Origin of the sequence: Paenibacillus terrigena DSM 21567 (assembly GCF_000374845.1) — a bacterium.
GTDB lineage: Bacteria > Bacillota > Bacilli > Paenibacillales > Paenibacillaceae > Paenibacillus_K > Paenibacillus_K terrigena.
Map to the genome: position 1 here is coordinate 849695 of NZ_KB895412.1, position 20570 is coordinate 870264.

General features: G+C 48.5%; 14 protein-coding genes, 1 rRNA gene and 1 riboswitch. Of the genes, 13 read left to right on the plus strand and 2 right to left on the minus strand.

Annotated elements, in window-relative coordinates:
• Positions 1-100: 100 nt before the first annotated feature.
• From C558_RS30305 to C558_RS0103975, 12 genes are all read left to right on the plus strand, one after another.
• Positions 101-1324 carry a polysaccharide deacetylase family protein gene (locus C558_RS30305; protein WP_018754926.1) on the plus strand — a complete coding sequence of 408 codons (1224 nt, stop codon included), beginning with the start codon at positions 101-103 and terminating at the stop codon, positions 1322-1324.
• A 107-nt stretch (positions 1325-1431) separates the two neighbouring features.
• Entirely contained in the window at positions 1432-2427 is a 996-nt protein-coding gene (locus C558_RS0103920) for an AAA family ATPase (RefSeq protein WP_018754927.1), read from the plus strand.
• A complete protein-coding gene (locus C558_RS0103925) occupies positions 2424-3650 on the plus strand; it encodes a DUF58 domain-containing protein (protein ID WP_018754928.1) in 1227 nt (408 codons plus the stop codon). Before C558_RS0103920 ends, C558_RS0103925 begins: the two co-directional genes overlap by 4 nt.
• A complete protein-coding gene (locus tag C558_RS0103930; RefSeq protein ID WP_018754929.1) occupies positions 3637-6051 on the plus strand; it encodes a transglutaminase-like domain-containing protein in 2415 nt (804 codons plus the stop codon). Before C558_RS0103925 ends, C558_RS0103930 begins: the two co-directional genes overlap by 14 nt.
• A 111-nt stretch (positions 6052-6162) precedes the next feature.
• Positions 6163-7701, plus strand: a complete 1539-nt coding sequence (guaA, locus tag C558_RS0103935) for a glutamine-hydrolyzing GMP synthase (protein WP_018754930.1) — start codon at positions 6163-6165, stop codon at positions 7699-7701.
• A 623-nt stretch (positions 7702-8324) separates the two neighbouring features.
• Positions 8325-10028 (plus strand): amylo-alpha-1,6-glucosidase, encoded by a 1704-nt coding sequence (locus C558_RS0103940; protein ID WP_018754931.1) that lies wholly within the window; start codon positions 8325-8327, stop codon positions 10026-10028.
• A gap of 251 nt (positions 10029-10279) precedes the next feature.
• Positions 10280-12016 carry a sensor histidine kinase gene (locus C558_RS0103945; RefSeq protein ID WP_018754932.1) on the plus strand — a complete coding sequence of 579 codons (1737 nt, stop codon included), beginning with the start codon at positions 10280-10282 and terminating at the stop codon, positions 12014-12016.
• Positions 11994-13166 carry a response regulator gene (locus C558_RS0103950; protein ID WP_018754933.1) on the plus strand — a complete coding sequence of 391 codons (1173 nt, stop codon included), beginning with the start codon at positions 11994-11996 and terminating at the stop codon, positions 13164-13166. Before C558_RS0103945 ends, C558_RS0103950 begins: the two co-directional genes overlap by 23 nt.
• Before the next feature lie 118 nt (positions 13167-13284).
• Entirely contained in the window at positions 13285-14571 is a 1287-nt protein-coding gene (locus C558_RS0103955; RefSeq protein WP_018754934.1) for an ABC transporter substrate-binding protein, read from the plus strand.
• A gap of 429 nt (positions 14572-15000) precedes the next feature.
• Positions 15001-15921, plus strand: a complete 921-nt coding sequence (locus C558_RS0103965) for a carbohydrate ABC transporter permease (RefSeq protein WP_018754936.1) — start codon at positions 15001-15003, stop codon at positions 15919-15921.
• 59 nt (positions 15922-15980) lie between these two features.
• Positions 15981-16793: a carbohydrate ABC transporter permease gene (locus tag C558_RS0103970; RefSeq protein WP_018754937.1), complete on the plus strand. Its 813-nt coding sequence runs from the start codon at positions 15981-15983 to the stop codon at positions 16791-16793.
• Positions 16794-16951: 158 nt separating this feature from the next.
• Positions 16952-17052: riboswitch (purine riboswitch) on the plus strand.
• Between the two features lie 130 nt (positions 17053-17182).
• Positions 17183-18583, plus strand: a complete 1401-nt coding sequence (locus C558_RS0103975; RefSeq protein WP_018754938.1) for an NCS2 family permease — start codon at positions 17183-17185, stop codon at positions 18581-18583.
• A gap of 102 nt (positions 18584-18685) precedes the next feature.
• Here C558_RS0103975 and C558_RS0103980 read toward each other — a convergent pair whose 3' ends face one another.
• Both C558_RS0103980 and C558_RS35160 read right to left on the minus strand, forming a co-directional pair.
• Complete coding sequence (locus tag C558_RS0103980; RefSeq protein ID WP_018754939.1) at positions 18686-19540, minus strand: MurR/RpiR family transcriptional regulator; 855 nt, start codon at positions 19538-19540, stop codon at positions 18686-18688.
• 229 nt (positions 19541-19769) lie between these two features.
• Positions 19770-19952, minus strand: a complete 183-nt coding sequence (locus C558_RS35160; protein WP_018754940.1) for a hypothetical protein — start codon at positions 19950-19952, stop codon at positions 19770-19772.
• Between the two features lie 425 nt (positions 19953-20377).
• Between C558_RS35160 and C558_RS0103990 the strand changes: the two genes are divergently transcribed.
• Positions 20378-20570 (plus strand): 16S ribosomal RNA (locus C558_RS0103990); the annotation flags it as partial.

Genomic DNA, 20570 nt, shown 5'->3' on the forward strand with positions numbered 1-20570 from the left:
GAGTTTAGCAATTAATATTGTAGACCGAGTCATAGAGCTTCATACCTTCCCATATACTCTAGCAAATAAATGATTTCGTAGACACTTGGGAGGGTATGGAATGAAGAATCAACGAAATAACCGTCAGAACGTTAGTATGAAATGGAATCGGAGAGGCTGGGCCATGGTGCTGCTTCTCCTTTTTAACTATACACTGTTTGCAGGAATTGCCAATGCGGAACAGTCGACGAAGGCATCCGAGACGAAGACGGTCTATTTAACATTTGACGACGGGCCGAGCAAAAACACTTCAGAAGTGCTGGATATTTTGGCTAAAGAAAAGATCAAGGCAACGTTCTTCGTTCTAGGGCAGCAGGCAGAAAGTTATCCTGACCTCGTTAAGCGAATCGTCCAAGAAGGGCATCAGCTCGGCAATCATTCATACAATCATGCGTACAAGCCATTATATACCGATTTTCGAGAATTCTGGCGGCAAATCATCAAGACCGAGAATGTTCTGAACCAAATCGTTGGCCAGCGACCTGCGCTGCTGCGTGCACCGGGAGGGACGTATGGAAATTTCGATGCCAGCTATTTCGAACACCTCGGCCAGGCCGAATTCATCATTCATGATTGGGATGTGGATAGCGGGGATTCGAAACGTAGCAATGTTCCTGCAGCGGAGATCATTAAGGGCGTGAAATCGGGGCCGCTGAAGTCACATATAACCGTGCTGATGCATGATGGTACCGGTCATAGTGAGAGCGTGAAGGCGTTACCGACCATCATTCAATATTACAAAAATAATGGATATCAGTTCGCAGCACTGACGTCTGAGGTGAAACCTGTCCAATTCCGATTAGCGCAGAAGTCGAAATGGGTGAAGGCAGCATTGTCACCCGAGGAGGCTGATCGAATGATGATGCAGGATGCGGCCTCGTGGCCAGACGCTTCGCTGAGTGAAGTCATGAATCGATCCTTGCCGTTATTTGTACGTTTTGGTTCAGCTACTTGGCAGTTGAATACCGGAGAGTATCAAATGATCCGCGATCAATTCTATGTCAGTCTGCGGACGATGACGAGCCGAATGGGCGGAGAAATTCAATGGGATGGCAAGCAGCAGACCGTAATTCTGAAAGTTGGCGATATGCAAGCTGAAATGAACATGATCAAGCATGTAGCGATCGTTAAGCGGCCAGGAGAGGAGAATATGGAAGTATCGCTTGACTATGTGATGAAAGATGGGGGTACTCAGCTGAATTTACGAGATTTGATGGACATTATGAATGTGAAGGTCCTCAGCTATATAGATGATGGGCAGAAGCGGGAGGTTACCGTGGAATAAGACGGTAAAACAGCAGAATAATCGATGATTAAGAGGTCTAAATCGAGCTTGAACTGGCGAAACTATTAGAAATGAACTTTTCTCATAGAGATGGAGGTTTCGCCAAAATGTCTTATTCAAATCCGATTCTACCTCGTCAAGAACGCCCTGTTGAATTAGTAGAGCAAATGATTGCACGCGTCGAGAGTGTGATGATTGGCAAGCGAGATGCCATAATGAAGACATTCCTCGCGATGATGTGCAGCGGACATGTCTTGATCGAAGATGTCCCTGGCGTGGGCAAGACGATGCTGGTGCGTGCGGTTGCCCAATCGATCGGCGGTTCATTCCAGCGGATTCAATTCACGCCAGATGTGCTTCCGTCGGACATTACAGGGGTCTCGGTCTATAATCCTGCGACCTTGCAGTTTGAATATCGCCCAGGGCCGCTACTTGCGAATCTCGTACTTGCCGATGAGATCAACCGTACCTCGCCACGCACGCAGTCCGCGCTGCTCGAAGCGATGGAAGAGCGACGGATAACGGTCGATGGCGTCACGCGTCGGCTACTCGAGCCGTTCGTACTGATGGCGACGCAGAACCCGCAAGATTTTGAAGGCACGTACCGGCTGCCGGAGGCGCAGCTGGATCGGTTCTTGCTCCGGATCAAGCTCGGCTTCCCGGAGCCCATGGAAGAGGTGGAGCTGCTGAATCGCATGCAGCAACTCCACCCCATCGATGACCTTCGGCCGCTGGTGATGGCCGAAGACATCGTTCGCATGCAGCGCGAAGTCCGCGCGGTGCATGTCGATGAGGCGATCAAGCACTATATCGTGCTGATCGCCCAGTCCACACGAGCGCACGCAGACCTTGCGCTCGGTGTGAGCCCCCGCGCATCGCTGATGTGGATGCGCGCGGCGCAAGCCCATGCGTATATGCATGGGCGCGCCTATGTAGTGCCCGACGACGTGAAGCTTGTCGCCGTCGACGTCCTAGCACATCGCCTGACCCTTGTGCCGCAGGCGCGAATGATGGGCGTGCAGTGTGAAGAGCTGCTCAAGCATCTCATCAGCCAAGCACCGGTACCGATGTTCAAGTCGGATTCGGGGGCGAGAAGAGCATGAGAACGATAGGGAAGGGATTCGCGGCACTTGCGTTATGGGGTGCCGTCTTTGCTATAGCGAACTTACGAGATGGTGCGGTGGAATGGTTCCTGTTCACCGTGTTCTCGTGCGTTATCGGATCCGGTATCCTCATTCAGATGCTTGCACTGCGCGAGATCCGAGTCGTTCGACGTCTTGAACGGAATCATCTCTATGCCGGTGAGTCATTTACGGTGACGATGGATGTGATAGTTCGTTCTTGGATTCCGTTGTTCTGGCTCACACTCACGGAACGTGCAGTGCATACATCCGCTCAAGAGGGTATACAACCGCAACCGATCTTTACCCATCCCCATCTCTGCTTGCCAGGTTTTCGATCGCGGATCACGTATGTTTACCGCGTCGGTGGGCTTGCGCGGGGGAGGTATGCTTTTGCAGATATGGAGGTCTGTTCGGGAGACTTATTTGGATTTTTTACGAAGAAGAAACAGGTGAAGACAGATGAATCGATTCTGATCTATCCGGCTCGGATCGGTTGGCCACAGGCGTTAACAGGATATTCCGTGCCTTCCATCACGGAGGAGCAGAACTTGCCTCGAACGGGAATGGAGTCATCAACGCTCGGAACCGAACTGCGGGAATATGTTCCGGGAGATCCTTGGAAGCGAATCCACTGGAAGAGCTCAGCGAAGCAAGGAAGATGGCAGCTCCGATTGCCAGATCGTGTGGGGGAACCTTATGTGTGTTTTATATTGGATACGGCTTCAGGCAAGCGGAGACGATTCGAAATGATGATTGCTTGGAGTGTCGCTCGGCTGGAGCAGCTCCTGTCGATGGGAACGGAAATTTCACTCGTCAGCCATCAGCTAGATGGACGTCGAACGTGGCTGCTGAAAAACTTTATGACAGCAGAGATCATGCAATATTTTGCTGAGGTGGGGCCGAAGGGACAAGCATCATTATTGACAGCTATCAGGCATACGGCAATGCGTGAGCCGCGTGGAACGGTATTTTCTATTGTATCGGAACGAATGGATCAGGAAGCAGCTGAGGTCGCACAGTGGCTTTTCACGCAAGGGCATCCCTTGGAATGGGTGTGGGTGATGGAACGCGATCAGGTGAGTCCGGACGAACAGATGTGGCTCGAACGCATGGAGCGTATCGGAGCGACACTATATCGGATCGAGCCGAAGCAAGGTCTGCTGCCAACCCCGCGAGGAGGTGTGGAAGATGTCAGTGCATGAGACAAGTCAACGTATGCGAAGTGCGATGATTTCATTATTATTGTTCGGACTGTTCGCTGAATGGTTGATCCCACTGTATCACTTGCAAGAGAATATTGATTTTTACCGGATTTCACCGCTATTTGCAGCACTCGCGTGCTTCCTCCTGATCGGCTGCCTAACGCTTCATACGGCGATCCGGATGTCTTTGTATACGCTGACCTGCATCGGAACTTGGATCAGTATCTACGCATCCACGGGCAGTTCCTGGCTGGAAGCACTGGGGAGCATGATGTCTTCACTCGCTACCAATTTGAGTCTACTGCTGCAAATGAGTGGCGGTGGGTTCGTGAATAGCGGCGAGCTCCGTACAGGTCTCTTATTGATCGGATGGGCCATGCTCGTAACATCGGTGCAAACGCTAGCGATTCATCGCCAGAGCAGTATGCTGTTCATCAGCATCACCTTGATCTATCAAATCATTCTGCTCTGGGGCTTCGGCATGGATACCACCCTGGGCATGATTCGAACGGTGGCGGAATCACTGCTGCTTATTGCGCTTCTGCGTATCATTACCCTGGAACAAGGGAGGCGTGCTGCGAAGAGCTGGAGTCGGAATCAGGCCATGCTGCTCGGCTGGCCGAGACGATGGATGGCGGGCGCACTCGTTGCGGTGATGTTGTGCTTAGGAAGTGGATATCTCTTCGCCGGGCGTGCTGAACAAGCCAATGTGAAGCCTGTTGCTTGGGATCAGGAATTCGCTGGACTGGAACAATGGGCGTCGGAGACGATCGGGACAGATCTTGTGAATTGGCTGGATACAGCGAAGACACAGACCGCTTCCCTTGCGAAGACATCAGGAGAGACGGGATATAGCGAGAATGATCAGACCCTGGGAGGAGCTCTCGAATCCGATCCTTCGATTGTATTCGAAGCGACATCTCCTGTTCGATCCTATTGGCGTGGTGAGACGAGGCGCGTCTATGATGGTCGAGGCTGGACGGGATCGATCGATGTATGGGAACCCCTTCAGCAATGGGATCCCATTGCGCCTATAACGCCCGATCAGGAGGGCAACACGTTGCCATCGATTCAGCAGTCGATTCGGTTTACGTCCTCTAACCCGATATCGATGCAGAAGTGGCCTTTATTTGCAGGGGGAGAGATAACAGGTTTGGGTCAATTGCATGTAAAGGCGTCGGGATCCGATGCCGATTCAGCCATTCGTCAAGCGAATGCATCAGAGGCAGCGATTCAGGTCCATCCGGAAGATGGTGCATTACGTGTAGATACGATCGGGCAAGGGAAGCTGTTAACAGGATATATGCTTGATGTGCGAATGCCTGAGGCAGCTCCTGATAAGCTCCGGCAGATCAAAGGATCCGATCCTGCGTCCGTTTCACGTGACTATCTTCAGCTGCCTGCTTCGCTGCCGAACAGAGTATCAGAGCTGTCTAAGCAGATCATCTCAGGCCAGACGAATCGCTATGATCAAGTGAAAGCCATTGAACAATATTTACGGACGTACTATACCTACACCTTAACGAATACAGCAGTACCGCCCAAAGGCGCAGATTTCGTCGATGACTTTCTGTTCACTCAGCTCAAAGGCTACTGTAATCATTTCTCGACCGCCATGGTTGTGATGCTGCGCACGCAAGGCATTCCAGCAAGATGGGTCAAAGGATTCGCGCCGGGTGAACCTTCCGAAGATACAGCGAATGTGTATACCGTGCGGATGAGCGATGCCCATGCATGGGTTGAAGTGTATTTTCCAGGAGCGGGTTGGATTCCATTTGAGCCTACTCCAGGATTTCAGCCAGGCGACGAAGAAAAGGGCATTGGATCAGAGCAGCTCGCAGCAGGGCAGTCTAAGCCACCCGCACTAGCAAGTTCCACACAGACAGAGACGAGTTCAAACCAACCATCGGTTGATACTGCGACAACGTCGGGTTCTAAACCTCAAGCTTCTAGTTTACTAATTCAGGCATTTCAAGGGTTGAAGGTGATATTGTCAGAGCTCTATGATGCTGCACAGAACTGGAACGCAAGCTGGATCCTAACAGGCGGATGGATCCTAGGTTTCATTATTCTAGGGGTATGGTTCTGGCTTCGATATCATTTGTACATCCGATTACACTGGGCAGTCCTCCGCTTCCGTACATCCCATGAGGATCCAAGACGAATCGAGCGTGTAGCATGGCTCTTATGGCAGACATGGATTCAGCAGTATGGGGCGAAGTCGCAAGATTTAACGATGCGTGAATATATTGAGCGGCTGGATGGCAAAGCTGACAATAAGAAGGTTTCGCTGATGCAAGCGGTGTTTGCTATGGAAGCGATCACATTCCACCCCCATCAGTATGATCGGTTAACGAGGAATCGACTGATTCAATTTTGCATGGGGAAGAATCGAGGTTGACAGATAAGCGCTATGCTCCCTCGAAAGCAGTATTTCGAAGCGAACTTGCCTTGACGGTGGGATTTTCGGTTCGTATAATTAACTTCATGAATTGAGGGAGGCACGTTACTAATGGATAAACCGAATGAAATTATTGTTGTTCTCGATTTCGGGGGACAATATAACCAACTTATCGCAAGACGTATCCGCGACTTAGGGGTATACAGCGAGCTATTGCCTTACAATACGTCTGCTGCACGCATTCGTGAGATCGCTCCGAAAGGAATTGTATTCTCTGGCGGACCGACAAGTGTATATGAAGAGAATTCTCCGCAAGTTGATCCAGAAATCTTCGAATTGGGATTGCCAATTCTAGGCATTTGCTATGGTATGCAGCTGATGGCGCACCAGCTTGGTGGTAAAGTTGAACGTGCGAACAAACGCGAGTACGGTAAAGCAGATGTAGATTTCGAAGCAGACTTCCGCTTAGTGGCAGATCTTAATGCGAAGCAGACGGTATGGATGAGCCATGGAGACCATGTCGTTGCGCTTCCAACAGGCTTCAAGACAACTGGAAGCTCTGAGCATGCGCCAATCGCTTCGATGGTTCATGCGGAGAAGAACTTCTTTGCAGTTCAATTCCATCCGGAAGTGCGTCACTCGGTACACGGGAACGAAATGATTCGCAACTTCTTGTACAATGTCTGCGATTGCACTGGCAACTGGAGCATGGAGACGTTCATCGACGATACGATTCGCGATATCCGTAACCAAGTGGGAGACCGTAAAGTTCTGTGCGCACTTAGCGGCGGCGTAGATTCTTCGGTTGTTGCAATCCTTCTCCACAAAGCGATCGGCGATCAATTGACTTGTATGTTCATCGACCATGGCTTGTTGCGTAAGGATGAAGCTGAGAGCGTAATGGAGACGTTCGTTGGCAAGTTCGATATGCACGTGGTGAAAATTGATGCACGCGACCGTTTCTTAGGCAAACTAGCGGGTGTATCGGATCCAGAACAGAAGCGTAAAATTATCGGTAACGAATTCATCTACTGCTTCGATGAAGAGTCGAAGAAATTGGGTCAATTCGATTTCCTAGCGCAAGGCACGCTTTATACAGATATCGTCGAGAGCGGTACTGCAACGGCCCACACAATCAAATCGCACCACAACGTTGGTGGGTTGCCTGAAGATATGCACTTTGAGTTGATTGAACCGCTCAAAGCATTGTTCAAAGATGAAGTGCGTAAAGTCGGAACGGAGTGCGGCTTGCCAGATGCGATCGTACATCGTCAACCGTTCCCAGGTCCGGGTCTTGCGATCCGCGTGCTAGGCGAAGTGACAGAAGAGAAATTAGTGATCGTTCGCGAGTCCGATGCGATTCTGCGTGAGGAGATCGCTAAGGCAGGTCTTGACCGCGAGATCTGGCAATACTTCACGGCACTTCCGGGCATGAAGAGCGTTGGCGTCATGGGTGATGCGCGTACGTATTCCTACACGGTAGGTATCCGTGCGGTAACATCGATCGACGGCATGACAGCGGACTGGGCGCGTATCCCTTGGGATATCTTAGAGAAAATTTCTGTTCGTATCGTTAACGAAGTAGAGAACGTTAACCGCATCGTTTACGATGTAACGTCCAAGCCGCCAGCGACGATCGAGTGGGAATAGGTTAATATACGAAATGGACAAGACCGTCGTAAGCAATCAGCTTACGGCGGTTTTTTTGTTGGGGGCGCCACATTTTGCGCAGGAGTACAAATAACTGCTAAAAAGCAGTTAAAAGGCTCGTATGAGCTCCATGTATCGCAAATAACTGCTAAAAAGCAGTTAAAAGGCTCATATGAGCTCCATGTATCGCAAATAACTGCCCAAAAGCAGTTAATTGGCTCGTATGAGCTCCATGCATTGTAAATAACTGCTAAAAAGCAGTTAAAAGGCTCGTATGAGCTCCAATGCATCGCAAATAACTGCCCAAAAGCAGCTAATGTGCTCAATTGAGCTCCATGCATCGCAAATAACTGCCCAAAAGCAGCAGTTTTCGCTCACTTGATCCTCATATCCTCCCAGCACCCGGTTCTATTAGCCATTACCCCAAGAACTACCCCGTATCGAACAAATAGACGAATATAACCTAACAAATAGACGAATAAATGACTTGAAAGCGTGACCTTTCTAACAGACATACGAGCAAATCCGTACGGGTGTGCAACTGCAATGCGGTTTCCATGGCCTACAATGGGTGTATTATCGGAATATTTGTAAGCGCTATCGCACTAGAGGAGGAGCAGTTCATGACTTTCACTTATGATATTCGTACTATTCCATTCAGCCGTTACGGCTCGTTTCTAACTATATCGTATTTACGTGCTTCGGGAGATCGTCCAGAAGGAGTCTATCTACGTACGGTACGCGGCGGAGATATGACGAGCGGGGCAGCTTTTCGTATTGAGTTGACTGCTCAAGGAGAGGATGTTCCTTACACAACGCATGCAACACCATCACGCCTTCGAATGGAGTCGAGCAGCGGGTATGCGGAGATCTGTATCTTCGATGGCCGCACGGTAGGCTTCCGGGCGGAGGGGGTTGGCGTTCGGCTTACCTTATCCGGTGGCGATTATGATTATGCGATGCGAATGAAGGACAACCGCTGGGAAGTGAACAGCTTCTTGAATGAAGTACGGTTCATGCTCACCTCGGTTCAAGGACAGATCGAGATGGATGCCCCATGGGTGCGGACGAAATGTACACATGTGAAGGCGCATTTTGTGCCTGATGTAGCGACGAACATCACCGAGTTCCGTGTGGAAGAGTACCGCACGACGTGGCTTGAGCGAGAGTTCCCATTATTCGATGAAGGGGTACAGTATGTCGCTGCAGAATATGAAGCGTGGAGGCAGTCGACTTTGCCGTCCGATGAAGCCTATGCGGCAGGCAGAGAGCTAGCTTCATATATAACATGGTCTTGTGTTGTCCCTGCGGATGGATATCTGACACGCCCTGCGATGTATATGTCGAAGAACTGGATGACGAACATTTGGAGCTGGGATCATTGCTTCAATGCGATGGCACTTGTCAGCTCCAACCCAGCACTTGCATGGGATCAATTTATGATCTTCTTTGACCGTCAAGATGAGAGCGGGCTGCTGCCCGATTTTATGAATGATAAATATGCCTTGTGGAACTGCAATAAGCCGCCGATTCACGGCTGGACGTTAGCGTGGATGATGGATCGTACCGATTGGATTGGTGAAGTACAGCTTCGCGAAGTCTATGAACCACTCGCTCGTTGGACCCGTTGGTGGTATAACGAGCGGGATGATGATCGTGATGGTATTCCACAATACAACCATGGTAATGACAGCGGCTGGGATAACAGTACGATTTTCCATGAGCGTGGCGCTGTGGAGAGCCCGGATCTATGTGCTTATCTTGTGCTACAATGCGAGACGCTTGGCCGGATTGCAGAGGAGCTTGGAAAGACACACGAAGCCACCGAATGGCATGCCTTGGCACAGCGGACACTCGATCGTATGCTGGAGCACTTCTGGCAGAATGGTGAACTTAGAGCCGTTCGAACAGGTACGCATGAGCGGTTAGCGGGCGAGAGTTTAATCAATTATATGCCTATCATCCTGGGCCAGCGATTGCCGCAAGAGGTTCAAGATACGCTCATTCAAGCGCTGTCTGATGAGGAGCGATTCTTATCTCCGAATGGGTTCGCAACCGAGAGCATGAACAGCCCGCATTATGAACCGGATGGATACTGGCGCGGGCCGATTTGGGCACCGGTCATGATGCTGCTCGTCGATGGACTCAGCCGCGGGGGATATACCGAGTTGGCTGGTGTTGCAGCGCAGCGGTTCTGCCGGATGGCGAACACCCATGGCATGGCAGAGAATTTCGATGCCATTCATGGTACAGGACTCCGTGATCGTGCCTTTACTTGGACCTCCAGTGTCTATCTAATGCTTGCGAATGAATATGTGAACGCATAACAAGAAGCGCACGTTTCTAAGCTTTATGGGAATCGTGCGCTTTTGGAGATTTTATACGGATAAACTGTTCTTATATTTCTCTCTTAAACGCTTATCGTCCTATAGAGGACGACGAAGTCGCTTATGCTTGACATTCCTTTGTTTTTTGTGGGGATATTTTTGGAATGATGTTCTGGATTGTCAGCGAAGTAGGTGTGTGATAAACTTCATTTACTTTAGGGTACGAACATGCTCAGAGCAGGAGGCAACTTATGCACTATCAGCGGATACAAATGATTTTTCATCGACTACTTGCACCGCGTCGGAGTCTTCGGCTGAAGCTCGTTATACTATTCCTTATCGCTGCACTATTGCCGCTCTTCACGTTCGGCTGGCTGTCATTCACGAAATCCTCGGAGCTGCTTCAGGATCAATTAGGCAAGTATGGGAGCAATGCGGTGACACAGCTGCAATACCAGCTGGATTCGGAACTTAGTCAAATGGAGCTCGTGACCGAATATGTACACGCATACTTGTTGAACCCCTCACGGATCGCTATACATCGAGAAATCCCGCGCTCGTATTCAGATTTGCATGAACAGAGTGATTTAGAAGATTTTCTGAAAGCGCTTAAAACTGTGAAACAGAGGGGGTTATTTATTATTACCAAGTCCGGCTACTTCTACGGGGAGAATTCCATTAAGACGACGATCTTGAAGGAGCAGACTTGGTGGAAGGCAATTCCCGCCGATTATGCCGGGGAATATTGGCCGGGGTTCTACACGCCAAGGCATTACAAGGAATTTGCTGAAAATGAGAAGGTGCTCGGCCTCGTCGTACCGATTCGCAATCAGCAGGGGGCGTTGAAGGATAGCCGTATTCTCATCGAGATGAATGCGGATAAGATGTATGAATTATTCCATTTGTTCGAGAAGAGCACACAGGCGATGCTTACGATCAAGAACAGTACGGGACAGCTGATCTATCAGTCTGCACATGCCTTTAAGCCGCAAGAGAATGATGTTGTATGGTCCAAATCTTTATCCCTGAATGATTGGACACTGGAAGCGAGACTGCCGTACAAGTCCTTTTTCCAATCTTCGAATATCATTCGCTCGTATACCGTCGTCGGCCTGTTGTTCTCGGGTCTGCTTGCGTTGCTGCTTGGCTTCCTATTCTCATCCCGTGTAACGGGCCGGATTAAACGGCTCAAAGAATCGATGTTCCTCGCAGGGAAAGGGAGATTGCAGACGAGAATACCCGTACAGGATCGTGACGAATTAGGGGTGCTGGCACACAGCTTCAATCGCATGATCGGGCAAATTCAAGATTTGGTTCAAGAGATTACAATCACAGAGAAGTTGAAGAAAGAAGCAGAGCTGCGAGCATTTCATTATCAGATCAATCCACACCTGTTGTTCAACACGCTCAATTCGATTCAATGGAAAGCAAGGCTGCAAGGCAATGAGGATATTCGTAAAATGCTCTATCATCTGGCCATGCTGCTCGAGGGTAATCTGGATATCACGCAAGAGCTGGTTACACTGCGCAAGGAGCTGGATATTATCGATCACTTCCTCCATATTCAGCGGATTCGTTATGAGCATGAAGTGAATTATGAGCAGCAGGTAGATGAATCGCTGATGCACTATGTCATTCCACGGATGAGCTTACAGCCGCTGCTTGAGAATATTTTTTTCCATGCGTTCGAGGATGGATGCGGTACGATACGTGTCACGGTTGAAGAGGATGGTGAGGATCTCGTGCTTCGACTAACGGACAATGGCAAAGGCATGACGGAGGAGAATAGGCAAAAATTGCTCCAAGGGACGTATCGCAGTAAGCGGGGCAGAGGTCTCGGCGTGAACAACGTCGATCAGAAATTCAAGCTTCATTTTGGACCATTATATGGCCTGGATATTCAATCTGTTGTTGGTCAAGGCACGGTCATCACAATACGTTGGCCGAAGAAGGAGGAGGACGAACATGACAACCAAATCACCCATTAAAGTATTAATTGCTGATGATGAGAGTATCGTGCGCAAAGGACTGGTTGCAACCGTCGATTGGGCGCGCTATAACATGCAGGTCGTCGCGGATGTGCCGAATGGTCAGAAGGGCTGGGAGGCTTTTACGGAGCTGCGTCCCGATGTGATTATTACGGACATCGTCATGCCGGAACTGAACGGCATCGAATTCGCTCGGCGGGTGAAAAAGGAAGCGCCGTCGACCCGGATCCTTCTTCTTAGCTGCCATCGTGATTTCGAATTTGCCCAGCAAGGGATCTCGTTAGGGGCCTCTGGCTATCTGCTCAAGACAGCGTTCGAAGACGAAGAATTGAATGAGTTCCTGCGCAAATTCCAAGAAGACATTGATACGGAGCAAGCAGGCAGCATGTCTGTTCTCGATGATCGTGCCCGTTGGAATGCTTCTTTCTATGCTTGGTTATGCGGCTTCCGCAATGAATTCCGCAGTGAGCTGCAGGCGCGTTGGGAGTCGCATTGGTCGTGGATGGAAGAGCCGCACAGCGTCTATTTGGCGAAGTCCTTTGTAACAGAAGAAAATTTAATTTGGTCTGACATCGAGAGTCGGCTGCAAGTCGGTTGCGAGAGCATTTTGTGCGGAACGGATCGAACGTTCTATTTTATACGCTATAAGGATCGTGAGGCGCTTGAGGCGTTGTTCAAGGACGTGAAGAGCCGTATTCCATCGTTCCATTGGAGCGGGACGGGACCGTTACAAGGGATGGACGCTTGGCTGGAGGCCGTGACGAAGCTGCATCAGGAAGCTGAGCTTGAGAAGAAGTTCGAGCTGAAGGTCCATTCTTGGCCGGAGACCATTACGAATGCGATACGTCTTGTGGCGGAGGATCTGCGGGAGCCGTGGTCTGTTAGCGATGTCGCGCACCGGATCGGTCTGAGCCGCAGTCATTTCAGTACGCTGTTCAAGAAGGTCACCGGAGAGAATTTCATTGAGCTGTTGTACCGAATGCGTCTGCGCGTGGCGATGGATCTACTGGCGAATACGAACATGACCTTGCAAGGGATTGCGGAACAGATCGGTATGGTGGACGGCAAATACTTAAGCAAATGGTTCAAACGTTACTGCGGGATGACTCCCTCGCAATATCGGGCCGAACAAAAAGAAGAATCCTGTTAAAATTTAAGACAAAATAACCCCTGCCATGAAACAAAAAGCCGTTTTGAAAACGCTTTATTTTTCTTAAAGTGAGAGTAATCAATTGATTGATAAAAATGGTTTGGGGGGGCAATCATCCATGAGTAACAAACGTTCTATGGTCACAACGCTATTATTGTTGATTGCATTAACGGTTAGTGCTTGCGGCGGCGGTGGGGGAGCAACATCGAACCAAGGCAGCGAGGGAAGTTCGGGAAGCAAGGACACAGAGAAAACACTTCGTTTTGCAACATGGGATACAGGTGACAGTCTGAAGGTCCAACAGGATATCGCGAAATTGTTCGAGAAGCAGCACCCAGGCGTCAAAGTTCAGATTGAACCGTATGCAGACGGATTCGACCAGAAGCTTGCTGCGTCCTTCGGTGCAGGCAACCCGCCGGATGTCATGCTGATGTGGGATTTCCCGACGTACTACACGAACCTGGAGCCATTGGATTCCTTCATGTCAAAAGACGCGAGCTTGAAACTCGATGACATCTATGAAAGTCTATTCAATTACGTGAAAGTCGATGGACAGACCTATGGTCTGCCGAGCGGATTTACGACTCGCGCATTGTATTACAATAAGAAAATGTTCGATGATGCGGGTGTTCCGTATCCAAAAGACGGTTGGACATGGGATGACTTCAAGGCAGCAGCGAAGAAGCTCTCCAACCCAGCTAAGAAGCAATATGGATTCGGCATTCGTACTTCGAATGACCCGTACGATCTACAAGGCATCGTCTGGAGTAACGGCGGCAGCTTCGTAAGCGCCGATGGCAAAGACATTGAAGGTCAAATGAACAGCCCAGAGACGGCGCAAGCGATCCAGCAGTTCGGCGATATGCTGAAGGATGGTTCTGCTGCACTCGTAGGGGGCAAGAACCAGATGAGTGGCGACGATGTATTCAAAGCGGGCAAAATCGCCATGTGGGAGAGCGGCGTATGGCCGTTGGAAGGCTTCAAGACGGCGAAGGTGGATTTTGGTACTGTTGAAATGCCTGTCTTCCCTGGCAAGCCGGTCAAAGGTATCGTAGCACTAAGCGCAATCTCGGTGGCGAAGCAATCCAAGCAGAAGGATCTTGCATGGGAGTTCACGAAATTCTTCGTCTCGAATGAAGTAATCAAGATGCGCAGTAATTCCGACTTGCCGATCCGCAAGAGTCTCGTGCAAGAGATGAAGTTCGATCAGAACCCGCTGTATTTACCGTTCTACAACATGCTGGAGCGTTCGGACAACACACCTGCATTCTTGCTTAACCGGAATTGGAAACTCGTGAACCGTTACTTGACGACGGCGATCGATTCCGTCATGCTCGGCGAGAATGCGCAGGATGCATTGAATGCAGCTGTGAAAGATGCGAAGAAATATATCGATAAAAAATAGGATCTAAAGCCCGGTGAGCATCTCGCCGGGTTTTTTCTCGTTAAAGTGGGGGAGAGGGGAGCCAGAGGCAGAGTGATGCAGTAAGCACTACGCTAGTAGCAAGCAAGATGTTAGCACCGCGTAAGCACCAAGCATAACGTTATCACCAGGCACCTCGCTAGCACCCACGTAGGGAGCGGGCTCTTGTCCTTTGACTTCTATGATAGAAATTTGCATTGTTGAGGGCATGTTTTCCCACCGAACAAAAGAACGAAACCATCCGAACATTCTCCCTCCACACGTTGAAAAGCTCCACATTTTTCTCGAACAAAGTGCCACCTATTGGGAAACAGATGACCGTGTAAAAGCGCTTTCATTCAGACTACAATGAAACCACACCAACGATGTCTAACGGGCCTTCCCGAACATCTCCTGAAAGGAACGATATTAATGGAATCTATTAAAAAGCGGACGCCTGCTCGATTCAAGCAAATGAGTATTCCTTATTTGTTCACGTTGCCTTGGATAATTGGCTTTCTTGCCTTTACACTGGGACCGCTCATTTTCTCCCTCATAATTAGCTTCTATGAATGGCCTGTTGTTGGAGACAAGACATTCATTGGGTTAGCGAACTATAAAGAGATGTTCACGAACGATCCGTTGTTCTGGGAATCTCTCGGCGTGACGATGAAATTCGCTGTTCTCTTCGTGCCGCTGAATATCATTATTGCCTTGCTGCTCGCAATGTTGCTGAACAAGAACGTGAAGGGCAGTGGGTTTTTCCGGACAGCATTCTACTTACCATCCGTTATTTCCGGTGTTGCACTCGCGATGATCTGGTCCTGGGTATTCGATGGTGAATACGGGATCCTGAACTATATTCTCTCCGTGTTCGGAATTGAAGGGCCGAAGTGGCTCATTAGCCCAACATGGGCGCCTGTTGCGATGGTTATCGCAAGTTTATGGGGACAAGGTTCCATGATGCTCATCTTCCTAGCGGGACTCAAGAACATCCCGAAGGATATGTACGAAGCGTCAGCAATTGACGGTGCCGGCAAATGGAAGCAGTTCACGCGTATCACATTGCCGATGTTAAGCCCGACCATTTTGTTCAACTTGATTACGACCATTATTGCTGCATTCCAGCAGCTGACCCTAGCCCTTGTGATGACAGGCGGGGGACCGCTGAACTCTACCTATTTCTACGCGATGTACATGTACGAGAATGCCTTTAAATATTCCAAAATGGGCTATTCCTCCGCCAATGCTTGGTTCATGTTTGCGATTGTGCTCTCGCTAACGCTGATTGTCTTCAAGTCTTCGTCCGCGTGGGTCTACTATGAAGGGGAAATGAAGCAAGGCAAGAAATAGACGGGTATGCGGTGACATTGTACTAGATTAGACTGATTCGTATAAACGGGGTGATACCGATGAGAAAAATATTAATTTACGGCGTTCTTATTTTCTTTTCACTATTGTTCATAGCACCATTTTTCTGGATGATTACAACGGCTGTGAAGTCGCCGGAGGAGCTGTACGTATTCCCGCCGAAGTGGATCCCATCCGTCTTCCATTGGGACAATTTCATAACCGCATGGGAATCGCAGCCTTTCAATGTCTTCTTGAAGAACTCTTTGCTCGTCACAGGGTTATCCTTGGTAGGTCAGCTCGTTTCTTCATCCCTTGTAGCATATGGGTTTGCACGGTTTCGGTTCAAGGGAAAAGACATGCTGTTTATGATCTTGCTCGCGTCAATGATGATTCCGTGGGAAGTGACGATGATTCCGCAGTATATGGAATTTAACTACCTGGGATGGATCAATACGCTGAAACCGCTGATTATTCCAGCATGGTTCGGATCGGCCTTTTTCATTTTCCTATTACGCCAATTTATTATGGGAATCCCAGTCGAGCTGGAGGAAGCTGCACGGATCGACGGCGCGAACCCGATCCAGATTTTTATTCGATTAATCGTTCCGCTCATGACTCCGGCGTTAATCCTAGTCGGCGTGTTCCACTTCCTAAGCAGCTGGAATGATTACTTAGGTCCATTGATCTTCTTGAATGATCAGAGCAAATACACGCTTACGCTTGGTTTGTCGCAGTTCAGAGGGATGTTCGGCGTCGATATGGTATCGATTATGGCAGTTACGTTCCTCATCTGTATCCCGCCGCTTGCCTTGTTCTTCTTCGCACAGCGCTATATTGTCGGCGGTATTGCAACAACGGGAATCAAAGGATAGGGGATTACAAGACGATCAGGGTTGTCTACGGGCAGTTCCTGGTCGTCTTTTTGTTTTGAATTTTAACGATTCCCGAACATTAACTTTAATTGAACATAAGAATATTCGCGTTTTCCATTGACAAAATTCGACCCTATCCTCTACAATATAGATGAATAACAAAATTGATTGCGATTTTTCGTATAATCTTGGGAATCGGCCCGAGAGTCTCTACAAGGTCACCGTAAATGATCTGGCTACGAAAAGAGAGAAGAAGTGTGCCCTGTTGATTTGGTGTGCTTCGATTTCTTTTGGATGCGAGCCTAGGAGATATTTTATCCTAGGTTATTTTTGTTGTTCCCTATTTCATAAGCTTGGCGCTTATAAAACTTTTAGGAGGAGTCTTTACAATGGATCGTTTCTTTAAGTTAAAGGAAAACGGAACAAATGTCAGAACTGAGGTTTTGGCGGGGATCACAACATTTATGACCATGGCTTACATTTTGGCGGTCAACCCGAACATCTTATCAGCTTTTGGTAAAACAGGCATGGAATGGTACTCCGTATTTTTGGCGACAGCAATTGCGGCGGGCGTATTCACAATCGCAATGGGGATTTTCGTTAACTTTCCAGTAGCACTTGCACCAGGTATGGGCCTTAATGCATATTTTGCATCGGTTATTATTTCGACAGCATCGAGTAATCATCCGGTGACTTGGCAAATCGCGTTAACAGCGGTATTTATGTCCGGTATTATCTTCTTCATCTTAACGGTTACCAAGCTTCGACAGCTACTCTTGGTCGCAATTCCAGATGGACTGAAGCATGCGATTACGGTAGGTATTGGTTTCTTTATTACGATTGTAGGCTTGAAGAACAGCGGTATTTTGTCTGTTGCCGTTGAATCGACGAAGGATATCAAGGCTGGAGCATTCACGCCACTTCTTGGATTTGAATCGGTATTCTCGATGGGCAGCTTTACGAATCCCGATGTCATGATTGCGCTCATTGGTATCGCGTTGATCGGTATTCTTATGGTGCTTCGTGTACCAGGTGCGATTTTCTTCGGTATCATTGGAACGTCCTTGATCGGATGGGCATTATTTTATGATCATCTCAAAGCAGTCAGCACAACGCCAGCGACTTGGATGCCTGACTTCAGTCAGTTGAACTTCTGGCAGTTCGATTTCGAGGGGATGATGGGTGTTGGTATCGTATCCATTATTGTTACCTTCACATTCGTTGAATTGTTCGATACATTTGGTACGCTTGTAGGTACAGCAACACGTGCAGGATTCATGAAGGACAAAGAAGAAGGCAACAAACGTGTAGGTAAGGCCATGTTCGTCGATGCGATCGCTGTAGCAGGCGGCGCGGCTGTAGGTACAAGTACAGTAACGACATTCGTAGAGAGTTCTGCAGGGGTTGCAGCAGGCGGACGTACGGGATTGACTTCCGTAACAACAGGTCTTTGCTTCTTAGCAGCATTGTTCTTAGCACCAGCGGTTGCGTTGATCCCAGGATCGGCAACAGCAGCAGCATTAATCATTGTTGGTGTGCTAATGGTTCAATCGGTAAGCGAAATTGACTTTAAAGATATGACGATTGGTATTCCTGCATTCTTGACGATTGCATTCATGCCTTTCACATACAGTATTGCGAACGGTATTTCGTTAGGTATCATCTCTTATGTTATCTTCGCATTTGTAGGTAACATGACAGGGAAGAGCAATCATAAGGTTCATTGGTTAATGTGGATTTTGTTCATCTTGGTTCTTGCACGTTACGTGTTCATGGGCGGAGAAGGCTAAATCTATCATATGGATTCAAAATAAGCCGAGCGTATCGTCAGGAAGGTGACGATACGCTCGGCTTTTTTGATAAGATAGAATGGGATATATTTAGGAATTTGATTATGATTGTTGATACAAAATACGTATCGCTTGGCTGGTCTCCGTAAGCTGTTTGATCGTCGCATCATGCTGTAATGAAGCGTAAGCGAAGAATAGGGTATCTACGGCAAGCAGCTGCGCCAGTCGTGAGCTAGTTGCAACGCTTCGGAACACAGCCTCGGGTTCATGGGCGATAGATAACATGTACTTAGCGGTCGCGGAGAGTTCGTGATCTCCGTAACGGGCGATCCCGACCGTTGTTAGCTTGTACTTATTCGCGAGTCGCGTAGATTGCACGACTTCATTCGTCTTCCCGCTATAGGATACGCCGATGAATATCGAACCTGGAGGCGCATTTGCAATATTGACAGCCAGAACATGAAGATCATGGAATGAGAAAGCTGTTTTTCCGAGATGCATCCACTTCTGGGCAATATCCTCGGCTACGACGGATGAAGCACCGATCCCGAACGAATAGATGGCCGGCGCTTGTGCCATCGCTTCTACGATCTGATCAATGGTGTGACTGTTCAGAGAAGTGGCTGTATCTTGCAGCGCTTGAACGCTATTCGATAAGGTCTTCTTAATGATCGATTCCGTCTCATCGCTTGGATCGAAGTCGTAGTAGGTTGGCCGCTCATTCTTCGAAATATCAAAGGAGAGTCTTATTTTGAGTTGGGGGAAGCCATCGACATGCAGCGATTGGCAGAATCGGACGACGGATGCGCCGCTTGTTTCCGATTTTACGGCGAGTTCATGAATGCTGATCTTCGCCGCATCTTCTGGATGGTCAAGAATATAGCGAGCTACTTTCTGCTCCGATTGCGGTAATTTATTGTACAAAGCCTGAATTTGCGTCAAAATACTTCCCATCATTGCGGGGGCCCTCCGATTTGTTCTATAACATGGATGAAGAAAATAGGACATCTTCGGAGTAGTATGCTCCAAGATGCCCTATTTTTCATGTATTGTTTTATGGCTCAGTTGTCTTTATTATGCTCTAATATCAGTTCTTTTGTAAAGCCAAAGAAGTAAGTGAGCAGGAATCCAGAGATATAAGAAACGAGAAGTCCTAGCAGGTAACCGAGGATCGAAGCAGCGATCCCTAAGAAACCGAAGGAAGAACTCCTTTAATGAGATTGCGCATAATGGCTGCACCAACTTGTTCTTGTTCAGCAACAGCCAATCGCAAGGATCGGCAAGAGTGTGCTGTATAGCCGAATTGCGCGATTAACTCGGCGTGGATCGGAATCAATGCTTGATGCAGTCCGAACATAACGAGTGGCAAGAACGCTGCAGCGAGTACGAATCCGGATAATGGACCACCATTTAAAAGTTACCAGTAACAATATTAATACGTAGTGGAATACTTCTATCTGTTTTTGCACATATAATGAAGCTTTTTGAAAATATGCCTCGTCGAGTGTGACTGTATTTTTTTACTAGTTGCATTGTGTGGGCGATGGTGGTAAAGTCTAATTTATCGCTTCAACAACAAGTAAGCATGAATGAGATTGACAAAAATTAATTTCAAAAAAAGCTTGCATATAAAGTTGAAACGTGGTATATTATAAAAGTTGTCGCCGAGAGAACAACGCGGTGATCACAAGAAAGACATTGATCTTTGAAAACTGAACAACGAATGATTGAAAGAATAACGAGAATTTCGGTTCTCGCAAGCAAGTCAGTTTCAAAATGAGCAAGTCAAACACTTTATTGGAGAGTTTGATCCTGGCTCAGGACGAACGCTGGCGGCGTGCCTAATACATGCAAGTCGAGCGGAGTTATTCCTTCGGGGATAACTTAGCGGCGGACGGGTGAGTAACACGTAGGTAACCTGCCTGTAAGATCGGGATAACTACCGGAAACGGTAGCTAAGACCGAATAATCAGCTTGGTCGCATGAC